Raw genomic sequence first — 18,537 nt, forward strand, 5'->3', positions numbered from 1 at the left:
GTATTACTAATATAGAATGTGGAGGAATTAGAGAAGGCTTACAGGGAGGAAAAGAATGCTAGGATAAGGCAGAGAATACTGGGGGTGAAGATGTACCTCGTGGACGGGTTCAGGGAGTACAGGGTGGCCGAGGTCCTCGGGGTTTCGTACTCAACGGTGAAGAAGTGGGTCGCGAAGTACAAGAGGGGAGGGGTCGGAGCGTTGAGGGATAGGCCAAGGTCGGGTAGGCCCAGGAAGTACTCCAGCGAGGAGGTGAAGAAGGTGCTGGAGACAAGTCCCAGGGAGCTGGGATACAACCTGGAGGGGTGGACCATGAGGGCGCTGAACGCTGAGCTGAGGAAGAGGGGGATAGTTTACAATAGGTATCACCTTTACAGGGTAGTGCACCAGCTGGGGTACGGTTTCGTGACGCCCAGGCCGGTGAACGCCAGGGCCGAGGTGGAGAAGCACCGCGATTTTAAAAAAAGTGAAGGAACTGATGGGACGCAGGATAGCGTTCTTCGATGAGACAAGGGTGGTGGTGGGCACCACGGTGAGGAGGTGCCTCGCCAGGAGGGGTTCCAGGCCCAGGATCAGGGTGAACCTGGGCTTCCAGCACTTCTACGTCTTCCTCGCCCTTGACGCCATTTCAAGGAAGGTGCTGTACGCCCTCTACAACTCTCCAGCAAGAACATGAAGAGCTTCGTTTACAGGATGGAGAGGAAGTGGGGCAGGGAGACCAAGTACCTCGTCCTTGACAACCACTCCTCCCACAAGACGGGGGCTATCCTGGACCTGTTCAGGAGAAGGGGAGTGAGACCCGTTTTCACCCCAAAGTACTCGCCAGAGCTAAACCCTGTGGAGAGGATCTTCAAGGACCTGAAGTTCCACCTTGCGAACAGGTTCTTCAACAACGTGGAGGAGGCAAGGGAGGAGGTGAGGAGGTTCTTCGAGGAACATCACGATCAGTTTAATCTTGATGTGGTCCAATATCTGGATTTAGATGAAATAGAGGTAGAAAACAATGGATAAAAACTTCCACAAAGTACTAGTGGAGCACTTCGGGATCTTCCTTAAGCAGCACTGGAGGCCCTACGCTGAGACCAAGGTTAGAAACGAGGCCTTCATCTACATGATGGCCATAACGTACAACATGGTCCACTTCCTGTCCATTCAGCGCAGGACTCCTCCTCAACTGCGAGCGGTCCAACTCCCCTAACGTCCTGGGACGTGAGGGGTAGTGCTGGATGCTAATGACCTGTTAATATAGAATCGTCGATATAAACTGTATAGAACTATTTAATCCTTTTTCAAGGTGTCGGCTTGAGACAAGTAATTAATTTTATGCTTCTTAGTTAAATAGGCCGAATTTTATGCAATCCGGACACTCTCTCGAGGCCTTAACGTTGATGGAAGGTAACGAGGTAACACCAGACACTCTAGGGTAGGGAAGAGAAAGGTAGGGTGGAGGCTTACTAGGGTTCCCGGTTGCAGTTGAGAGAGAAGGGTGAGGCTTACTAGATGAGCACGGAGTTACTATGTGTGACGGAGAGGATCACGATCAGGGTGATCCTATTGTTATCCTGTTGAATAGGGGGTAGTGCTTTGCGGGTTTTAACGGAGTGAGATTTTTTCAAGAAAGTTTCGTACAGGAATGGAACTTGTTCATAGATGTATAATGGCTTGAGCTTAAAAGTGAAATTTAGTTGTAAGAAAATAGTAATGGAACTGAAAGACACTTAGGTAAAATGGACTTGAAGAGACTTTCAGGAAAGTGCTAGGGGGATGTAAAACTCGCATCACGAAACCTAAGTCGGCCCCGTTACCTTAGATGAAATAGTATCAGAATGAAATTACTATTTTTAATCCGTTATTATTTCTATACCAACTTCATGTGCTATCAGGTCTTTTTTACCGATTATATCCTTATCGAACGTGAGAAAATTCTCAGCTTTTAAAAGATAGGCGGAAGTTATCTGCAAAACATCAAGTGTCTTGAGTTGTAGTCTAGTGGATAAATCAGTGGATTTCCTGATTAGCTCGTTATTATCGATCTCAATCACCCTTACTTTCGTGGCCTGAATCGCATATAACATTGAGGCTTTTGCCCTCACACGATCCTTAATTTTCCTGGAAAAGAACGAGCTAAGCTCAATCAAAGTGATTTCTCCCGTTATTAAATTATCAAATTCCAAAATTTTTCTTGCTTTATCATGGTTACTATCTTTTTCAACAAAAGAAAGAATAACATTAGTATCCACGTAATTCATGCTCTCTCTTCCCTTAAATCTGAGGTATCCAATCCCTCGTATGGAAAACCCTCCCTTAACCACTTATCAACTAGCTTCCTAACCTCCTCTTCCTCCCTCAACTTTCTTTCAATTTCCGCCTTGCCATACTCTATGAGGAGATTAACAGCCTCGTTTTTAGTTTTGGCAATGCCCAATTCCAGAAGCTTATTAATTAGATTGGCCACCTCTCTCCTCACCTTTATTGTAAGAGTAATTGACATATTACGCGTATAATACGTAGGTACACCATATAAAAGTTTCACATAAGATGTGAGAGAATAGGCCATTCGGGCTTTCCTTATAATTTAATTAATATACGTGAGGTTGATCAAACTCAATCTATTAATTCTGTAGTGGTTTAAGGTGAACGCGATGCCATAGCATGCGTAATCTAACCAAAGAATTATCGTATCAATTCCCCAAGGACTCTACACGCATCACGTTCTTCTCCGTATTTCTTAAGCACTGAATCACAAACCTGTTGATAGAGGAACTGTATTTGAAGGACGCGAACGAGATTAGCGCGAGACACGAGCTAGGTAAGAGCGTGAAAAGGAGGAGACATGCTAGGTGAAGACTCTTGACAGGTCCTGGTTGTGGTTGAGAGTGGAGAAGCACCAAGAGGCTCAGAAGGACAAGCGTGAAGTTCTCGATGATGAGAAGAGAGGGACACAATCAGGATGATCTCCCCTAACTAATCCTTCGTTGAATTATAAGAAATAGAGAGACTAGAGTATATTTCCAATGGGGAAACCTGAATGTGGCTCACCGAATATACTACAGTTTTTTTAATGTTTCTAAAATATTTTCTCATGAATGTAATTGAGCACAATCCAGAAACCAAATCCTATAAAAAAGTGAAATTAGTGAATTTTTATCTGCTTAATAATCCTCTTGGTGAAACCTTGAATATATTGACTATCTTCTTCTCAATATCACTAATACTGCACCTGCTACCGCAATTGCGACAATAACAATCCCTAGAAACACGGAACTTATCGAGGTCTGCAAAGTCTCTTGAACTGGTTGATCTACCATGATGCTCCCGCCCAGTCCCACTACGTCTGTTCCGGTGAAACTTCCAGTTAAGTAGAATGGTAAATTAGCATTCAATGTGACAGTGGATCCGGCATTTACCCATTCGCTGTTGGTCTGAACTCCGTTTATGGTCACAGGATATTGGGAGTTAATCTGAATTAAATACTGTTTAGTTGTTTTAACCGATATGGTTGCAGGACCATTCATGGTCAGAGTTGCAGGAGAGATTCCGGTAACAAGTTCTCTTGTCGTGGGGTTAACGTAATACGTCACATTTTCCACGTTTATGATTGTCCCGGCGTCGTACCAGCCTGAACTCAAGGTCTCGTTGCGACCATTAACCAATGCATATGTGGGGATTGGAGAGTTCAGGATAAGTCGATACTGAATAACGGTTGATATTGTGATAGTTTCCGGTTGGTTCACTGTTATAGTTGAAGGGGTTATTGATGTTATTACATACCTTTCATTGGGAGATGGATAGTAGGTGATGTTTTCCACCTGTATCAACGTTCCTTGATTGTACCAGCCCGATTGAAGAGTTGAATTTTCATATCCTATTTGAGCGTACACGGGTATGGGAGACGATACCTGAACGTAGTATTGTACCTCCGGAGTAATGGTAACATTAAGAGGGGAGTTAACGGTGAGAGAGGTTGAAGGTGTTACATGGCCAATCACCTCCCTTTCCCCTGTGGCCACATAGTATGGAATGTTCTCTATGTCTATGGCGGATGATTGATTATACCAGCCTGAACTCAAGGTCTCGTTGCGACCATTAACCATGGCGTAAACTGGAATGGTTGAAGAGACATCAACATAATACTGTTGATAATAGGTCACGGTGACAGTGTTAGGAGAGGTGGCTGATCCCTGATAGTTATATGTAATTACTCGTTCCCCTCCATTGCTGGAAAGAATTTGAGGAAATTCATAGTTGGTGCCATAATCTACCCACAGGGTAGTGGGTAACTTTGCAGTTCTCAGATTCCCTAGATAATAATAGCTCACTGTGGGAACCTCGGGCCCCTGATACTGGAAGCTTATCTGAACCTGTTCATAGTAGGTGATTGATAGCTCAGTTGAGCCCGATATCTCCCCCTGACCATTGACGGCAACCCATCGATAGCCTCCCTCGGTTATGTTGGAGGCTGAATAGGTAGTGCCAGATGGCACCTTAATGTTCAGGTTATTGAGAGGCTCGGTAACCTTAGTACCATTAGGGAAGGTGAAAGTTATCATGGGTGTAGAGGGAGGCGTTTGACCATTGACGGAGTAGGACCCCGTCACGGAGTAAACTTGAGGCTGTGCAATGTTAATCGTTACATATTTCACGACTGAAAATCCGGGAAATAATGTAGCATTAACCTCCAGTTGATAGGAGCCTGACGTGGTTGCCTCAACGGGAATGTTGAACGTGGTCTGACCGTTCACATGTAAGGTATATGTTCTGGTCTGAGATGGACTTGAGACCTGAAGAGTAACGTACCCGTAGGCCTGAATTTGAACCGGTACGTTGGTTGTCTGTCCTAGCGACATATCTACGGTTGGAGGTACTATTACATTAAACTGAGTGACACTGGTGGTTACGGAGCCAGGCAGAGCCATCACGTTAGCCTCTCCCACCAGCTGGTCGTTGGTGTTATAGACAAGGACCGAATAGTTAACGTAAGGCTCTAGGGTGAATGTGGCCGATCCTCCCTGGAATGGGTAGAGATTTCCATACCTTTGGGCGTATTGATAGGAATAATCATCATTATAGATTTGAACATATCCCTGGTTTAGTCCCGTATTTACGGTCAAACAGGTAATGTCGGATGTATTCCACAACGGTCCCAGAGTGCCAGGTCCAGTAGTTATATACGCTGTTGGGAGGCCAGAAAATAGATAATAATAATAAAGGACTTGCAGGTTGGATGACGTTTCCGCTGTATCCGAACCGTAATTATACGCATTTATGACCTCCTGGAAATTATGCCCGTTCCAGTAAAATAAGAGTAAATCGACGTTAGCCTGATCAATGTAGGTTGTTGACCCTCCCCCAGGTCCGGCTAGATCAAGTTCAGCATCATAGTAGTTACCACTTCCTGTGAGGGCACTTCCGTTTACTTCGAAATATACGTTAGAAGCACCACGGACATTGGTGACGGTGACCGTATCATAGTTTACCCACCCGTAACCGTCATTATACCAGAAATAAATCACCGGTTGGCCAAGATTATTGGTAGTGACGTTCACGAGAAGATCGAATGACGCAGGAAGTGATAGGGTAACGAAAGATCCTTGATCATAAGAGCGATCATAATAGAAAACTTGCGAGGGGTATCCATTTCCAGTAGAGTTACCATACTGCCCATTTCCTTGAAGTGATGTAACGTTACCAAATGGTGCACTATAATTCCAGATATTATCTATAAAATAAATATTATTATTTATCGTATTAAACCGCGCGACGTCCTGTACCCATAGGGCGTAACTTACCCCGTTATATTTATAGTTAAGCACTACATTAAGCTGGAAAGTAACGATGGTAGATCCCACCGGATTATGAGCCTGTAGGCTGTTTATGTAAACCTGTCCTAAAAATTGTGTGGTGTGATAGGAATAGTCCCCATTGGGTCCAACCCCGTAATCTGCAATTCCCATAGGGGCCGGTTCAGAGGTATAAGATCCAGGCTGAAGATTCTGCGTATTACCAACTAAACCTATTTCACTATTGGAGTGAAAGTAATTACCAATTTCCCCAGTAGTTATGAGTGCTGGAAGCAGTAGGAAGGTCATTAGAATTATACCCTTTAAGTATCTCATGAATAGTAAGAGTAAGTTATTCTATATTAATTTTGCCCATTAATCATTGCTCAATTTTGACGAGTTTGAATAAGTTAGGTGATCTGAAGCTATATCCTTCTAAAGATGTACACAGAACTTTCTTTATGGACTCAAATAAGCTATTGAAATTCAAGTTAACGCTGTTAGGAAGCGAGAAAATCTTACGTTGTAGACAATGCTTTCCAAGCCGGTAAGTTAACCTCTTTACCCTTACTTTACCTTTCCTTAGACGACTTTACGATTAGGTATTTACAAAACCATTTAATTTTTTGGGTTCATTGAATGGTAATGGACTGCATCACGCTGACCAACGTTGTGAAGAGGTTTGGGACAACATATGCGTTGAATGGCCTCTCCTTCTCAATACCGTGCGGTGGCAGGTACTCCCTCCTGGGTCCCAATGGAGCCGGTAAATCCACGACCATGAAGATCCTCGCTGGACTGATAAGACCGGACAGTGGGGAGGCCCTCATCAAGGGGATGACCCCAGGGAGCAAGGAGGTCAAGAGGATCCTGGCTTACCTGCCCGAGGATCCCGTGCCCTACAGGATCCTGACCGTGAGGGAGAACCTTGAGTACTTCGCGTCCCTGAGGGGAATTGAGAACCCCAGGGAAAAGGCTGAGGAGATGATTGACCTGTTCGGGTTGAGGGAGTACGAGAGGATACAGGCTGGGAAGCTCTCCAGGGGGAACCAGCAGAAGCTCTCCCTTGCCCTTGTCCTGCTTCACGATCCTGAGATAGTGCTCCTGGACGAACCCCTGAACTACCTGGACATTCCAACGCAGGAGAGAATAATTAATATCCTGAGGGGAATGAACTCAACCTTCCTGGTCTCCACTCACATCATGTCCATTGCCTCTAGGCTCACAGATCACGTGGTCATGATCTCCAGGGGTAGGGTAATCTGGGCCGGGAGTATCCAGGAGCTCAGGGCCCTGGGGAGGGAGGACGAACCCATAGAGAGCGTGGTGTCGAGGATGATGACCGATGATCACTAAACTGTTGAAGGTCATCATACTATCCCGTTTCCCCAAGAGTACGATCCTGATGATCGTTCTACTGGACACGGTTCTTGTGGGGATGAGCCTTCCCGGGAGGAGTTTCTCACCTGCAATATCTCCAGAGTTCTCCCTCCTTTCCATTCTCTACATCACCTTCCTTGTGGGAATCTCGCCCTTCAACTCCAGGTTCAACCTCGTAACCAAGTCGGACTCCGACTTCCTGGTCATGCTTCCCGTGGACGATAGGGAATTGATAGCCTCATTTATCCTTGGATACTTCGTGGTGAGTCTTCTCTTTTCAGCCGTGTTTGTGGCATGGTTTGTGTATGCCCTGGGACTGGCTGGCCTCATCATACCCCCTTTCCTCGCCCTCGCGATCTCATCCATGTCCGGGACTCTCTACAACTTGGACAACAGGAGGAAGGCCCTGGTGAGCGTGGTTATGGTGGCCTGGTTCCTTTCAGCCCTGCTGAGGTTCCCCTTCAGTCCCCTCTCCATGTTCGCCGGTTACAACTACGGCTACCTGATCCTTCCGGCGTTTTCTGTAGTGCTCCTTGCCCTGGCCCTGAGAAGGTTCAACTACACCACGTTCTCTACCCTCTCCTACACTCCTCCAGGGAAGCAGGAGGTTAAGAGGGAGATCACCTTCAACTCCAGGAGTCCCTTCCTGCTTATGCTCAGCAGAAACCTGAAGATCTTTGAGATAGGAGGAAGAATGAACCTCATGGGGAGTTACACCTTCGTCTCGAGGAGAATTGAATGGTGGAAGATACTCTCCGTGACCACAGGGATTGGGGTGGTGATTTACGTGTTAAATCTCCTGGGTTTCAGGGGGTTTGCGCTAGGCTTTTACGTTCTACTCGGGACCTGGATATTCACGGTATCATACTCCAACTCAGCCTTCATATCCGAACCCGTGTGGCTTGACATGAACGTGATGAGTCCCATCCAGTTCGCCAGGTATTACGTGTTGAGCAAGGCGGTATCAATCCTGTTGATGCTGTTGCCCATAGCCCTTTCCTTCCTTGTGCTGGGAAAGATAGGAATGGCTGTGGCAATGGTGGTGGACCTCCCCTTGAGCTCAATCATGATAATTTCGCTATATGCCAGGTTCTATCAGATCAACTTTCAGAATCCCATGACCTTCAGTCCTTCCCGTTACCTGGTGGGGATGTTGACGGTGATTCCACTGGTGGGGATTGTTCTGGTGGCGTTCCTTCCCATTCCGGGAGTTATACTTGGAGTTGCAGTGTTCGAGAGCATAATTTCCTTACCGTTCTTACTTGTCCCTGGTTACTGGAACAAGGTCGTGGAGAAAATCGTCACCACAGTCTGACATGAAGGTTACTCACCTCTTCCAGTTTAAGAGCTTGTTGACAGCGGGAGATGGATTGGGGGCCACTCCAGATTGTGTATTTAAGGAGCCTTTAGCGTGAAATACACAACAAACCGAGCTGGGCCCTGATTGGGAGATCAGGTTACTTCTTACTAAGTATTGCTTCCCGATCAGCTTAACCAGCAACATTCGAGATTTCCTCGTGATGTCTTTAACTCCCCGGTTAAAGAAAGCTAATTACCTCGTCGAAGGAAATAGTGTATGGACCTCAAGATCACAGTCCTGAGCGATAACTTCTCATCCACGGTCATACCTCCCCTCCTCGGAGAGTGGGGATTCTCAGCCCTCGTGGAATACGAAGACGTGAAGGTGCTGTTCGACGTGGGTAACTCGGGCGTTCCTCTGCTACACAATTCCTCCCTCCTGGGAATCGACCTGACGCAGGTTGACTATATTGTCCTCAGCCACGGTCACAGGGACCACACGGGTGGCCTCGGCAACCCAAAGCTCCTGAGGAAACTAAGGGGGAAGATGGTGATAGCTCACCCTGGCGTGTTTGAGCGAAAGCTCCTCAACTGGTCCGGAAGGATTCAGGACATTTCCATCCCCCTCTCCAGGGAGGAGATGGAGAGGGAGTTCTCCCTGGTCCTTACAAGGGATCCACTGGAGGTGGTGGAGGGGCTTCACTTCAGTGGGGAGGTGAAGAGGTTTGGCTTCCCCCAGTATACAGGAGGTCTCTACAAGGCCCTGAACTCCGTTGTACCGGATAACATGGAGGACGACGCATCCCTATACGTGAGCGGTGACAGGGGAGCAGTTGTGCTCACGGGCTGCGGTCACGCAGGAATCCTGAACATACTGTCAGACATGAAGGAGAAGGTCAAGCCAGGGGAAATAGAGGCTGTGCTGGGAGGATTCCATCTTCTCTCCTCTCCCAGGGATCATGTGGAGGAGGTGTTCTCAAGTCTCGTGAGACAGGCCAGAAAGGTGGGACCGGCACACTGTAGCGGAAACGTGATCAAGGCGTTAGCCCAGAACCAGAAGGTCTTCCTAGATATGGGAGTTGGGAAGGTCTTCAGGTTTACGGATCACGATTGAACTCCCGAGGTTTTTCAGAATGCAAGAGGTTAAGGCCACAGATGAAGAGCTGAAGAGGGTTTACGAGGATATACCCTCAAGTTACGACAGGGCTAACAGGTTCATTTCCTTTAATCAGGACGTGAGATGGAGGGCTGACCTGGTCAAGACAGCACTGAAATTCTGCCCCAATCCCTCGTTAGTCCTAGATGTGGCCTCAGGAAAGGGGGAACTCACTTACGTTTTCAGAAAGTTCTCCAACGCTTACACTGTGATGATGGATTACTCTGAGAACATGTTAAAAGGAGCAGTAGTTGAAGGAGATAGGGTACAGGGTTCCTTTGACTCACTGCCATTCAGGGATAACTCCTTCGACATGGTCATGAGTAGTTTTGCCCTTCATGCAGCAGACGACGTGGAGCTGGTGATCAGGGAGATGGATAGGGTCTCCAGGCACCTGATAGCCTTCATTGCCATGGGTAAACCAGACAATCCCTGGAAGAGAGCCTACGTGGGGTTTTACCTGCACTACCTGATGCCCTACATTGCCATGCTTGGCGGGGCTAAACCCCAGGATTACAGGTACATATACTACATATTCAGGAGGCTATCCACGAACCTGTATTACAAAACCCTCTTCTCCAGGTTGTTGGATATCAAGGTCTACAGGGAAATGGCCTTAAACCTGTTTTATTTCGTAGTTGCGGAAAAAAGAGAACGATAAAAAGATTCCTTTTCACGGGGCATGAGCCAGGTGGGCCGGGATAGTCTCTATTCCTATTACCGCGCCCAGTATACCTGCAACGATCACTGCCAGCCAGAATAGCACGAAAATCACCATCCACGCGCCAATGGACGCCTTGTTTGTTACCGATTGAGCTCTCCATCTATCTAATGCCACTGTAACAGGGTAACCCAGTATTCCTGCAATGCCGTAGGCCGTGTAAAGCCCTAGCAGGGCCAAAGGTTCCTGAGTTAAGCCCAACCTGTAACCCACAACGCCGTAGTATATGGTAATCAACCCGGCGAAGAGGGCGAATATTCCCGTGGTCTGAAGTCTCTTCTCCATGTAAACTGCAATGGAATAGGAAAGAATGACGATACCCAGCAGGAGGTAAACATCGTAGAACAGGATGTTGTAGCTACCGGGTAAGGTCCAGGTGAACTCTCCCCAGAGAGCCATAATGGTAATGACTACGCCTAAGATACCTGCAGGTATAATGGAATCGTCTAAGCTCCTCTTTATGGCACTGTATCCCTCCTTTCTGAAGCCAAGGTAGGCCTGTATAGTGGTGTAAGATATGAGAACGGACACAAGGGGTAAGGTGAATAACATCAGGGCTAAATCATCTATGAATGCCATTTCGATCACCAATATATCCTCGATTTTCAAACCTTTAAATATAGCATATTTATTTATATTTTGTTTATAATTTCTAGCTATGTTATCCACGATTTATGTTAATTAATACTTTAAATAAATGGGAAAACCGCAAATATGTGCAATTGGGGGTTAATGTATATACCTGTGAGTGGACGCTTGGCCTTCCCTACCTTCCACCCTTCTGATCGTGATGCTACTGTGGTCCTTGTGCGTATTATTTTAGTCTGCGCATCCAGGAAGTAGTGCCTAAGAGGATCATGAGAAGTCTTTTCTCCCTCCTGAAGTTATTCGGGTTGGCTAGGATTTGAGTAGACAACATCTATCACTCTCGTCTCAGTCAAGTTCTTCAACCTGACGCATTGCTCTTCGGAACATGGAGTAGTGTTTTACGGATAGGTTATATACGAGATTGACGTGCCACTTTACACTTTTCGCCTCCTCGTGAGACCCAGGTAAACTCTTTTCAGCACCGTGGAAATCTCTTTGACTCCCAGGGAGAGCTTGAGGGAGTACCTAACGAGGAGGAGCGCGATCAACGTGAGGGCGACGAGCTTGATGAAACCCAGGGTACGGGTCAGGGATCTGTGCGATCCCTCCTCAAGCCCCAGCTGCTTCATCTCCCTGATGATCACCTCCACGTCCCACCTGTTCTCCCACGTTACCAGGATCTCCTCCTCGGAGGTGGAGGTATCGGTGGAGAAGAAGTATCTCCTGCCGTGACCCTTATAATCCACCACGAGTAACTTAATGGGGACGCCCCTGTACGTGACGTGGTGAACCCCTGGCCCGAGCTCGTCCACTCGCCTAGGTTCGCCACCCTCACCCGGGCGTTGGACTTGAGCTCCTAGACCAGGTCCGGAGGAGGGTTCGCCCGTTCACGTACCACGTGTCGAACACTGTCCCCTGAACGTTGAAGATCTTCCTCAACTTAGACACGAGCTCCAGCATGAGCTCTTAGTCCTGAAGGTAACCACTACACCCCTCTTCTCCAGCTCGTCCTTCACCTTCCTGGGCACGTAGATCTCCACGTGAACCGGGTAGACCTGGTTGGTCCTAAGGTCCTTCATCGCAATAACCAGGAGCTGAAGCGAGGGAAGGAACGCCCTTTCACGGGACGTAGAAGATCTGCGCCCACGTCCCGGAAACGGGCTCAGCCAGGGCATACCTCTTCACGTCGTGCGTGTCGTCCACGATGAGCAGGACCAGATCGTCCCTGACCAGAGCCTTCACGACCCTCTCCAGCTCTGTCTTGGAAAGATCGTCCAGCTTCCTCAACCCGTTCCCGTAGTTGAAGCCCGCGATCCTGGACATGGCATACATGTTCTCTCCCGTTAACGCCAGCGCGCTAGTCAACTTCACGAACGTGTCGCTCCTCACAGCGTCCTGCATCCTCGCCAGCCTCTTCACTTGCCTACCGAGCTCCTCCTGAACCTTCAGGGGGTCTATGCAGGTATACATTAGCCAAAATTCTGCGATACTTGGTTATAAAGTTTTTAACGTGAGAGGGAGGTCACGTCAATCTCGCATATAACCTATTACGGATTTTAACGCGGTGAGATATTCTTCATGAAAGTTCGTGTCGAAATGGAAATCGTTCATGGATCAACAACACCACAGACCTTAAAAGGTAAATATAATTGCGAGGCTATTGGGACAGAACTGAAAGACTTTTAGATAAAATGGGCTTGAAGGGATTTTCAGGAAAGCACTAATGGAGTAATTCGTGGGCATGTATTCTAGACTTGGAAATCTCCCTACTGCCCGTGGATTAAATTTTTGTTGAGATGTAGCGTTTACGAGAAGCTGGGCTTAAGGTCTCTAAATCAGGGATGAATACCGCAATATTTGAAATAGTTAAGCAAAACTGAAAATATGCATGTTTAAGAGAAGCTATCCACAAGGACAAGAGTGGTGAGCTACCCTGCCCTGAAGGGCTAGGTTTTCCGAATCCTTATAATCTTCCTAGAAAGTTACGTTCTCAACCAATCTTTCTACTAGTTCACTAAGGTTATCCTCGAACTCCGGATTCTCCGACAAATAAGTGAGAAAAATATCCATCGCCTTGATAATTTGGATTATCTCCTTTTGATGTTCCTTTACGTCTAAAAGGTATTCCTCTTCTTCTGGGGTTCTTTCGTAACTGTATCTGGGTGTATCTCCGGCAGCCTCTTCTAAATAAGTGGATAGTGCTATGAAATTGACTATATTCTGAAGTGCTATGTCGGTCGCCACTAGTATGTACGGTATTAGATCCAGATTGTCCCTTATCATCTTAACGGCTCTTGGGTCTAATCCTTGACATTCCATTGATTCACTAGTACTTAGGTAAAGTTTTTATCTTGGTATTACTAATATAGAATGTGGAGGAATTAGAGAAGGCTTACAGGGAGGAAAAGAATGCTAGGATAAGGCAGAGAATACTGGGGGTGAAGATGTACCTCGTGGACGGGTTCAGGGAGTACAGGGTGGCCGAGGTCCTCGGGGTTTCGTACTCAACGGTGAAGAAGTGGGTCGCGAAGTACAAGAGGGGAGGGGTCGGAGCGTTGAGGGATAGGCCAAGGTCGGGTAGGCCCAGGAAGTACTCCAGCGAGGAGGTGAAGAAGGTGCTGGAGACAAGTCCCAGGGAGCTGGGATACAACCTGGAGGGGTGGACCATGAGGGCGCTGAACGCTGAGCTGAGGAAGAGGGGGATAGTTTACAATAGGTATCACCTTTACAGGGTAGTGCACCAGCTGGGGTACGGTTTCGTGACGCCCAGGCCGGTGAACGCCAGGGCCGAGGTGGAGAAGCACCGCGATTTTAAAAAAAGTGAAGGAACTGATGGGACGCAGGATAGCGTTCTTCGATGAGACAAGGGTGGTGGTGGGCACCACGGTGAGGAGGTGCCTCGCCAGGAGGGGTTCCAGGCCCAGGATCAGGGTGAACCTGGGCTTCCAGCACTTCTACGTCTTCCTCGCCCTTGACGCCATTTCAAGGAAGGTGCTGTACGCCCTCTACAACTCCCTCTCCAGCAAGAACATGAAGAGCTTCGTTTACAGGATGGAGAGGAAGTGGGGCAGGGAGACCAAGTACCTCGTCCTTGACAACCACTCCTCCCACAAGACGGGGGCTATCCTAGACCTGTTCAGGAGAAGGGGAGTGAGACCCGTTTTCACCCCAAAGTACTCGCCAGAGCTAAACCCTGTGGAGAGGATCTTCAAGGACCTGAAGTTCCACCTTGCGAACAGGTTCTTCAACAACGTGGAGGAGGCAAGGGAGGAGGTGAGGAGGTTCTTCGAGGAACATCACGATCAGTTTAATCTTGATGTGGTCCAATATCTGGATTTAGATGAAATAGAGGTAGAAAACAATGGATAAAAACTTCCACAAAGTACTAACGTTACTCCTCAACTAGATCATAACAGTTGCCAATTGTCCTAACAGGATCATCCTTCAGATCGCTTAAGCTTACCACTTCTAAATATAATTTCATTACCGTAAACATTTCATCATATTTTCGACTAACAGGTTTTTATCCATGAACGAGGCTAGAGCCCGATAGAACTTCCTTACTTTTTTATTCTCTTCCCCCGTTTCCAGTTTTACTAATACATTCAATATTTCCTTCAAGTGAGAACTAGTTATGACCCTATGCCCCAATTTTTCCGGGTTTCTTAACTGCTTTATCTGATTCTTGATTTCATTGTCAAGATTCTGTAATTTTCTCGGATCTCTAAGTTCTGCTTTTTTAGACCTAGCGTAAATAATATGAGTATAATCAGTGCAATTGGGTAAATTGCGTGTAAAGCTTTACTGAGCTTCTCGGTAGCCGCTCCCATAAGAAATATTTTGTTATTTTCGTACCCCTCTTTCGCTGTAGGATCAACTTCTCTCTGAATATCGTCATAAAGCTTCAGTATTGTTTTAACATCTCCATGAGCATCCTTAATGTAGCTCCGAAAGAGAGATTTGTATTTTATCATTTTTATCCATTTATTAATTCCTGAATTCTATTTTTTATGATGGAGTAGTCGCTATATTTAGGATAATTGCTATACACATATATTAATATATCTTTCCTGCTTTTAACAATCCACTTTTTGAAGAATTCTTTGACTTCAGGCTCCACTTCTTTCAAGTCCCTCCTCTCTTTCAAAACATAACTTCTTTTGTATCCTACTACGTCACCAGTGAAAGGATCAACTATAGGCTTCCCGAGCTCTTCCACTTCGCCTGTCTCAACCAGATCGATTAACGCATTATTCAATTCCCTGGAGTAAGGACCGAATAACCAAGGTTCGAACTTCAGGCCCAGATTTTTTCCACCCTCCCCCTGGAGAAGAAAGAAGATTTTCTGGATCTTAGTCGCAATAACCTCAGTGCCCAGGTCGTTGCCAATCTGAATAAGTGCTTTCAGATAGTTGCGTAAGTATGACATATATTATCTCGTTCTACCCAGATAAAAAAGGTTATATTAGACAACATGAGTTCCATCCAAAAGAGTTAAAGAGAGCAACTAGCTAATTTCAGGACATTATCTTCACTTAACTCTCATTCCTGTAATTTTAGTATAATCCGAATATCTTTTTATTTCTTCAAGAATTTCATTCCATAAACCTGAGAGGTTCAAGGGCTCTACGAAGAGCTTCTCCTCCTCGTTGAGGTTGTGATCCAGAACGATCTTCACATACCTCTGAATCCAGTCCTTCCTTCCCTGGGAAATGGCACTTGTGCCGTATTTATCTATGAGGAGATGGTCGTTGCTGAAGGGTTTGGCCTTATCTCCCAGAAGGGGAAAGACGTACTTGTCCTCTATCCTGGCATGCCATCCCACCACAAATGAGTGAGTCTCCCAGAGAAGGGATAGCCCCTGTTGAGGGTTCTGATCCAAAATCTCCTGGGCTATGGAGAACCTGAGGCGAATTACCGCATGTTCGAATCTCAAAAGATCCAAGGGGTCATGAACGAACATGAAAATACATTGTAAAGCAAGGATTAAATCTCTTGACTTGAGCGACGAACTGTCCGGGATAGAACTCACGTCAACCCAGCGACGCGTTTCCCACGGAATCAGCGTTACATTTCCTCTAAAGCTAAAATTTAACCCTTCAATTGCACGGGATCCCGTGAAGATAGGTTACGTTTCCACCAACTACTCCATGGGTTATAAGGCTGACGCAACCTTCAGGTTGAAGAATCTTACAGAGGAGAAGGTGATTGAGACCGCGTCCTCAAACCTGAACTGCCTCAAGAGAATACTGAAATGGAATGTGAGCAATGATATTCTCTTCTTTAGGATTAGCTCCAACACCGTTCCCTTCGCCTCCCATCCCATGAACACCGCGAACTGGAAAGAGGAACTTAGGGGCTTGCTCAAGGAGGTCGGTTCCTTCATCAGGGACCACTACCTGAGGATATCAATGCATCCTGGACAGTTCACGGTGATAAATTCCGAGAAAAGGGAGGTGGTTGAGGCTAGCGTGAGGGAGCTGGAGTATCACGCGGATCTGCTTGACCTGATGGGCGTTGAGGGAGTCATACAGATTCACGTTGGGAGCGGTAGCGGAGGGAAAGAGAGGGGATTGGCGAGGTTTGTGAGGGGTTTCTCCCTTTTGCCGGAGAGGATTGCCAGGAGGATCGCGGTGGAGAATGATGATAGGATATATACCCTTCGCGATTGCCTTGTCCTTAACAGGGAGCTGGGAATACCTGTGATATTAGACAATCTTCATCATCAGGTTAACAGCAGTGGAGAGGGACTATCTGAGGCCTTCTCCCTGGCCCGAGAAACGTGGAGGGGAACTCCAATGACCGATTACAGCTCTCAGGAGCCCGGTGAGGAAGCGGGGGTTCACGCCAGTACCCTGGATGAGGACGACTTCAGAAGATACGTTCAGGAGATATCCAGGGTGGGAGACGCTGACATCATGCTGGAGATAAGGGACAAGGAAAGAAGCGCACTGAAGGCCGTTCAGGTTCTGAGATCCATGAAGGTGGGAAAATCAAGAACCTAGGTCCTCAGTTCACACGCAACAACTCAACCTGCTCACATCGGAGCGGAACGCCAATGCCACTAACCTGAGGGACTCCGCAATCGTGGGAAATACGTGGACTGTCTCCACAAGATCGTCCACGCTCGCCCCGAGTCTGATCGCCAGCGAGGCCTCACCAATCATCTCTGCCACGTTCTCCCCCACAGCGTGAACTCCCACCACTTTCCCGTTCAGGGTAACCATCTTAACGAATCCGTCCCTGGCGTCCAGTATCTCCGCCTTGGCCACTGAACTCATGGGTAGAACCCTCGACTCCATCTTACCCTCCTTTGCCCTAGCCTCAACCTCAGTGAGACCGACCCTGGCGAAGTTGGGCTGGGTGAAAATGACCTGAGGAACGGCATTCTCGTCAATTGTCTTATGAGAGCCCGTCAGTGCGTTCTCGACAGCGACCGAACCCTGCCTGCCAGCGAGAGCCTCCAGCATCTTACCTCCAAGCACGTCGCCCGCCGCATACACGTTCGGGTTATCCGTCCTAAGCTCCTGATTCACCCTGATTCCTCCCCTTTCATTCAGGGAAATACCAGCGTTATCGAGTCCCAGCTCAACGTTGGGTTTCCTCCCTGTGGCGAGAAGTATCTCATCTGCCTCTACCTCACCCTTGTCTGTGACCACCACCTTCCCTGCACCTCTTCTCACTTCCTTAACCCTGACCCCCGTTACCACTGTTATCCCCTCCTTCTCCATGATCCTTCTGGCCTCGATCGAGGCCTCTGGTTCCCAGTCAGGGATAAGCTTGGAACTTCTCTGAAGAATTGCTACATCCACGTTCATCCTCCTATACATTTGGGCGAACTCAAGGGCCAGGGCCCTACCTCCTATTACAACCAGGGAGTCAATTTTCCTGTCCGGGGACAAGGCCTCCCTGTTGGTCCAGAACCCGGCCTCCCCTATTCCAGGGATGTCCGGCACCAGTGGAGATGAACCTGTTGCGATCAGGAATTTCTCCGCCTCAATAACTTTACCGTTAACCTTCACAGCGTGGGGTGACACGAACCTGGCTTCTCCCTGAATCAGTTCCACGTCGTAATAGGAAAGAAGATCCTCATACTTGGTCTTCCTCATCTCCTGAACTAGGAGGTCCTTCTCCCGAAAGGCTGCGAATTCCGGGTAGACTTCGCTTCCCGTAACTTCCCTCGCCACCTTATAGATCTCTCCGACGTGTAACATTCTCTTGGAAGGAACGCAACCCACATTAACGCAGGTACCTCCCACTTCCCCCTTCCCTATGAGAACCGGTTTGACTCCCAGTTCATTTGCCTTAATCATGCCTGCAAATCCGGCTGCCCCATAGCCAATGATGGCGAGCTTATACATCTCTCTTCACTAACAGCAGTGCTGGTTCTTCTCAAAGGCATCCGCGCAATGGGAACAGCAGAAGTAATGAACCTGACCGCCTATCCTCCTTGTATACAGGTTTTCAGAGGTGAGTGGCTTACCACAGGTCTCGCATTTATCTCCCGTTGATGCCTCGGGATTAATTCTAAGATTTAACTTCATAGGGATATATCCTCGTCGTCACTAATAAATATTTCTATACTTGAACAGTTGTTCATATGTAATCTTCAG

General features: G+C 47.4%; 22 protein-coding genes and 2 pseudogenes. 11 read left to right on the plus strand and 13 right to left on the minus strand.

Going from position 1 to position 18,537, the window contains the following annotated elements; genetic code table 11:
- Positions 1 to 18 precede the first annotated feature (18 nt).
- From QVC96_RS10360 to QVC96_RS10375, 4 genes are read left to right on the plus strand one after another with little or no spacing between them, the layout of a single operon-like run.
- Positions 19 to 507 (plus strand): helix-turn-helix domain-containing protein, encoded by a 489-nt coding sequence (locus QVC96_RS10360; protein ID WP_238027283.1) that lies wholly within the window; start codon positions 19 to 21, stop codon positions 505 to 507.
- A complete protein-coding gene (locus QVC96_RS10365; RefSeq protein ID WP_287688932.1) occupies positions 479 to 676 on the plus strand; it encodes a hypothetical protein in 198 nt (65 codons plus the stop codon). Before QVC96_RS10360 ends, QVC96_RS10365 begins: the two co-directional genes overlap by 29 nt.
- Positions 673 to 1,011 carry a transposase gene (locus QVC96_RS10370; RefSeq protein ID WP_287688789.1) on the plus strand — a complete coding sequence of 113 codons (339 nt, stop codon included), beginning with the start codon at positions 673 to 675 and terminating at the stop codon, positions 1,009 to 1,011. The genes QVC96_RS10365 and QVC96_RS10370 overlap by 4 nt, the downstream gene beginning before the upstream one ends.
- Positions 1,004 to 1,198: a hypothetical protein gene (locus QVC96_RS10375; RefSeq protein WP_287689187.1), complete on the plus strand. Its 195-nt coding sequence runs from the start codon at positions 1,004 to 1,006 to the stop codon at positions 1,196 to 1,198. Before QVC96_RS10370 ends, QVC96_RS10375 begins: the two co-directional genes overlap by 8 nt.
- A gap of 643 nt (positions 1,199 to 1,841) precedes the next feature.
- Here the strand turns inward: QVC96_RS10375 and QVC96_RS10380 are convergent.
- The 3 genes from QVC96_RS10380 to QVC96_RS10390 form a co-directional block, all read right to left on the minus strand.
- Positions 1,842 to 2,249 carry a type II toxin-antitoxin system VapC family toxin gene (locus QVC96_RS10380; protein WP_287689188.1) on the minus strand — a complete coding sequence of 136 codons (408 nt, stop codon included), beginning with the start codon at positions 2,247 to 2,249 and terminating at the stop codon, positions 1,842 to 1,844.
- Positions 2,246 to 2,491 (minus strand): VapB-type antitoxin, encoded by a 246-nt coding sequence (locus QVC96_RS10385; protein WP_238026316.1) that lies wholly within the window; start codon positions 2,489 to 2,491, stop codon positions 2,246 to 2,248. Before QVC96_RS10385 ends, QVC96_RS10380 begins: the two co-directional genes overlap by 4 nt.
- 697 nt (positions 2,492 to 3,188) lie before the next feature.
- Positions 3,189 to 6,116, minus strand: coding sequence for a thermopsin (locus tag QVC96_RS10390; RefSeq protein ID WP_287689189.1), 2,928 nt, complete (start codon positions 6,114 to 6,116; stop codon positions 3,189 to 3,191).
- Between the two features lie 309 nt (positions 6,117 to 6,425).
- On the opposite strand from QVC96_RS10390, the gene QVC96_RS10395 reads away from it, so the two are divergent.
- The 4 genes from QVC96_RS10395 (at position 6,426) to QVC96_RS10410 (ending at position 10,276) form a co-directional block, all read left to right on the plus strand.
- Positions 6,426 to 7,136 (plus strand): ABC transporter ATP-binding protein, encoded by a 711-nt coding sequence (locus tag QVC96_RS10395; protein ID WP_238026318.1) that lies wholly within the window; start codon positions 6,426 to 6,428, stop codon positions 7,134 to 7,136.
- On the plus strand, positions 7,126 to 8,475 hold the full coding sequence (locus tag QVC96_RS10400) for a hypothetical protein (RefSeq protein ID WP_287689190.1): 1,350 nt from the start codon (positions 7,126 to 7,128) through the stop codon (positions 8,473 to 8,475). Before QVC96_RS10395 ends, QVC96_RS10400 begins: the two co-directional genes overlap by 11 nt.
- A gap of 261 nt (positions 8,476 to 8,736) precedes the next feature.
- Positions 8,737 to 9,573, plus strand: coding sequence for an MBL fold metallo-hydrolase (locus tag QVC96_RS10405; protein ID WP_287689191.1), 837 nt, complete (start codon positions 8,737 to 8,739; stop codon positions 9,571 to 9,573).
- Positions 9,574 to 9,592: 19 nt separating this feature from the next.
- Positions 9,593 to 10,276: a class I SAM-dependent methyltransferase gene (locus tag QVC96_RS10410; RefSeq protein WP_287689192.1), complete on the plus strand. Its 684-nt coding sequence runs from the start codon at positions 9,593 to 9,595 to the stop codon at positions 10,274 to 10,276.
- A gap of 12 nt (positions 10,277 to 10,288) precedes the next feature.
- Here QVC96_RS10410 and QVC96_RS10415 read toward each other — a convergent pair whose 3' ends face one another.
- The 5 genes and pseudogenes from QVC96_RS10415 to QVC96_RS10430 all read right to left on the minus strand — a co-directional run bounded on the left by QVC96_RS10415 (position 10,289) and on the right by QVC96_RS10430 (position 13,243).
- The gene (locus QVC96_RS10415; protein WP_287689193.1) at positions 10,289 to 10,915 is read right to left on the minus strand and encodes a DUF981 family protein; all 627 of its coding nucleotides are present in this window, start codon (positions 10,913 to 10,915) and stop codon (positions 10,289 to 10,291) included.
- A 443-nt stretch (positions 10,916 to 11,358) separates the two neighbouring features.
- Positions 11,359 to 11,742, minus strand: a pseudogene (locus QVC96_RS13950) (ISNCY family transposase); the annotation flags it as partial.
- Between the two features lie 13 nt (positions 11,743 to 11,755).
- Positions 11,756 to 12,099, minus strand: a pseudogene (locus tag QVC96_RS13955) (hypothetical protein).
- Positions 12,044 to 12,394 (minus strand): hypothetical protein, encoded by a 351-nt coding sequence (locus QVC96_RS10425; RefSeq protein WP_287689194.1) that lies wholly within the window; start codon positions 12,392 to 12,394, stop codon positions 12,044 to 12,046. Before QVC96_RS10425 ends, QVC96_RS13955 begins: the two are co-directional and overlap by 56 nt.
- A 504-nt stretch (positions 12,395 to 12,898) precedes the next feature.
- Positions 12,899 to 13,243 carry a hypothetical protein gene (locus tag QVC96_RS10430; protein ID WP_287689195.1) on the minus strand — a complete coding sequence of 115 codons (345 nt, stop codon included), beginning with the start codon at positions 13,241 to 13,243 and terminating at the stop codon, positions 12,899 to 12,901.
- A 53-nt stretch (positions 13,244 to 13,296) separates the two neighbouring features.
- Here QVC96_RS10430 and QVC96_RS10435 point away from each other — a divergent pair, with 53 nt between their 5' ends.
- Positions 13,297 to 13,785, plus strand: a complete 489-nt coding sequence (locus QVC96_RS10435) for a helix-turn-helix domain-containing protein (protein ID WP_238027283.1) — start codon at positions 13,297 to 13,299, stop codon at positions 13,783 to 13,785.
- Positions 13,757 to 14,293: an IS630 family transposase gene (locus QVC96_RS10440; protein ID WP_287688805.1), complete on the plus strand. Its 537-nt coding sequence runs from the start codon at positions 13,757 to 13,759 to the stop codon at positions 14,291 to 14,293. The genes QVC96_RS10435 and QVC96_RS10440 overlap by 29 nt, the downstream gene beginning before the upstream one ends.
- 305 nt (positions 14,294 to 14,598) lie before the next feature.
- Here QVC96_RS10440 and QVC96_RS10445 read toward each other — a convergent pair whose 3' ends face one another.
- The 3 genes from QVC96_RS10445 to QVC96_RS10455 form a co-directional block, all read right to left on the minus strand.
- Positions 14,599 to 14,898, minus strand: coding sequence for a hypothetical protein (locus QVC96_RS10445; protein WP_287689196.1), 300 nt, complete (start codon positions 14,896 to 14,898; stop codon positions 14,599 to 14,601).
- A 2-nt stretch (positions 14,899 to 14,900) separates the two neighbouring features.
- Complete coding sequence (locus QVC96_RS10450; RefSeq protein WP_287689197.1) at positions 14,901 to 15,353, minus strand: conjugal transfer protein; 453 nt, start codon at positions 15,351 to 15,353, stop codon at positions 14,901 to 14,903.
- 102 nt (positions 15,354 to 15,455) lie between these two features.
- Positions 15,456 to 15,887, minus strand: a complete 432-nt coding sequence (locus QVC96_RS10455; protein WP_287689198.1) for a hemerythrin domain-containing protein — start codon at positions 15,885 to 15,887, stop codon at positions 15,456 to 15,458.
- Between the two features lie 37 nt (positions 15,888 to 15,924).
- Here QVC96_RS10455 and uvsE point away from each other — a divergent pair, with 37 nt between their 5' ends.
- Entirely contained in the window at positions 15,925 to 16,929 is a 1,005-nt protein-coding gene (gene uvsE, locus QVC96_RS10460; protein ID WP_287689199.1) for a UV DNA damage repair endonuclease UvsE, read from the plus strand.
- A gap of 9 nt (positions 16,930 to 16,938) precedes the next feature.
- On the opposite strand, the gene merA is transcribed toward uvsE, so the two are convergent.
- Both merA and QVC96_RS10470 read right to left on the minus strand, forming a co-directional pair.
- On the minus strand, positions 16,939 to 18,285 hold the full coding sequence (gene merA, locus QVC96_RS10465) for a mercury(II) reductase (RefSeq protein WP_287689200.1): 1,347 nt from the start codon (positions 18,283 to 18,285) through the stop codon (positions 16,939 to 16,941).
- Positions 18,286 to 18,294: 9 nt separating this feature from the next.
- A complete protein-coding gene (locus QVC96_RS10470) occupies positions 18,295 to 18,468 on the minus strand; it encodes a TRASH domain-containing protein (protein ID WP_287689201.1) in 174 nt (57 codons plus the stop codon).
- Positions 18,469 to 18,537: the final 69 nt, after the last annotated feature.

Origin of the sequence: Metallosphaera javensis (ex Sakai et al. 2022), assembly GCA_021654415.1 — an archaeon.
GTDB lineage: Archaea > Thermoproteota > Thermoprotei_A > Sulfolobales > Sulfolobaceae > Metallosphaera > Metallosphaera javensis.

Bases quoted from the DNA above. Each gene is read 5' to 3' on its own strand.
- QVC96_RS10365 (WP_287688932.1), top strand. From the start codon at position 479: ATGGGACGCAGGATAGCGTTCTTCGATGAGACAAGGGTGGTGGTGGGC.
- QVC96_RS10370 (WP_287688789.1), top strand. From the start codon at position 673: ATGAAGAGCTTCGTTTACAGGATGGAGAGGAAGTGGGGCAGGGAGACC.
- QVC96_RS10375 (WP_287689187.1), top strand. From the start codon at position 1,004: ATGGATAAAAACTTCCACAAAGTACTAGTGGAGCACTTCGGGATCTTC.
- QVC96_RS10380 (WP_287689188.1), bottom strand. From the start codon at position 2,249: ATGAATTACGTGGATACTAATGTTATTCTTTCTTTTGTTGAAAAAGAT.
- QVC96_RS10385 (WP_238026316.1), bottom strand. From the start codon at position 2,491: ATGTCAATTACTCTTACAATAAAGGTGAGGAGAGAGGTGGCCAATCTA.
- QVC96_RS10390 (WP_287689189.1), bottom strand. From the start codon at position 6,116: ATGAGATACTTAAAGGGTATAATTCTAATGACCTTCCTACTGCTTCCA.
- QVC96_RS10395 (WP_238026318.1), top strand. From the start codon at position 6,426: ATGGACTGCATCACGCTGACCAACGTTGTGAAGAGGTTTGGGACAACA.
- QVC96_RS10400 (WP_287689190.1), top strand. From the start codon at position 7,126: ATGATCACTAAACTGTTGAAGGTCATCATACTATCCCGTTTCCCCAAG.
- QVC96_RS10405 (WP_287689191.1), top strand. From the start codon at position 8,737: ATGGACCTCAAGATCACAGTCCTGAGCGATAACTTCTCATCCACGGTC.
- QVC96_RS10410 (WP_287689192.1), top strand. From the start codon at position 9,593: ATGCAAGAGGTTAAGGCCACAGATGAAGAGCTGAAGAGGGTTTACGAG.
- QVC96_RS10415 (WP_287689193.1), bottom strand. From the start codon at position 10,915: ATGGCATTCATAGATGATTTAGCCCTGATGTTATTCACCTTACCCCTT.
- QVC96_RS10425 (WP_287689194.1), bottom strand. From the start codon at position 12,394: ATGTATACCTGCATAGACCCCCTGAAGGTTCAGGAGGAGCTCGGTAGG.
- QVC96_RS10430 (WP_287689195.1), bottom strand. From the start codon at position 13,243: ATGGAATGTCAAGGATTAGACCCAAGAGCCGTTAAGATGATAAGGGAC.
- QVC96_RS10440 (WP_287688805.1), top strand. From the start codon at position 13,757: ATGGGACGCAGGATAGCGTTCTTCGATGAGACAAGGGTGGTGGTGGGC.
- QVC96_RS10445 (WP_287689196.1), bottom strand. From the start codon at position 14,898: ATGATAAAATACAAATCTCTCTTTCGGAGCTACATTAAGGATGCTCAT.
- QVC96_RS10450 (WP_287689197.1), bottom strand. From the start codon at position 15,353: ATGTCATACTTACGCAACTATCTGAAAGCACTTATTCAGATTGGCAAC.
- QVC96_RS10455 (WP_287689198.1), bottom strand. From the start codon at position 15,887: ATGTTCGTTCATGACCCCTTGGATCTTTTGAGATTCGAACATGCGGTA.
- merA (WP_287689200.1), bottom strand. From the start codon at position 18,285: ATGTATAAGCTCGCCATCATTGGCTATGGGGCAGCCGGATTTGCAGGC.
- QVC96_RS10470 (WP_287689201.1), bottom strand. From the start codon at position 18,468: ATGAAGTTAAATCTTAGAATTAATCCCGAGGCATCAACGGGAGATAAA.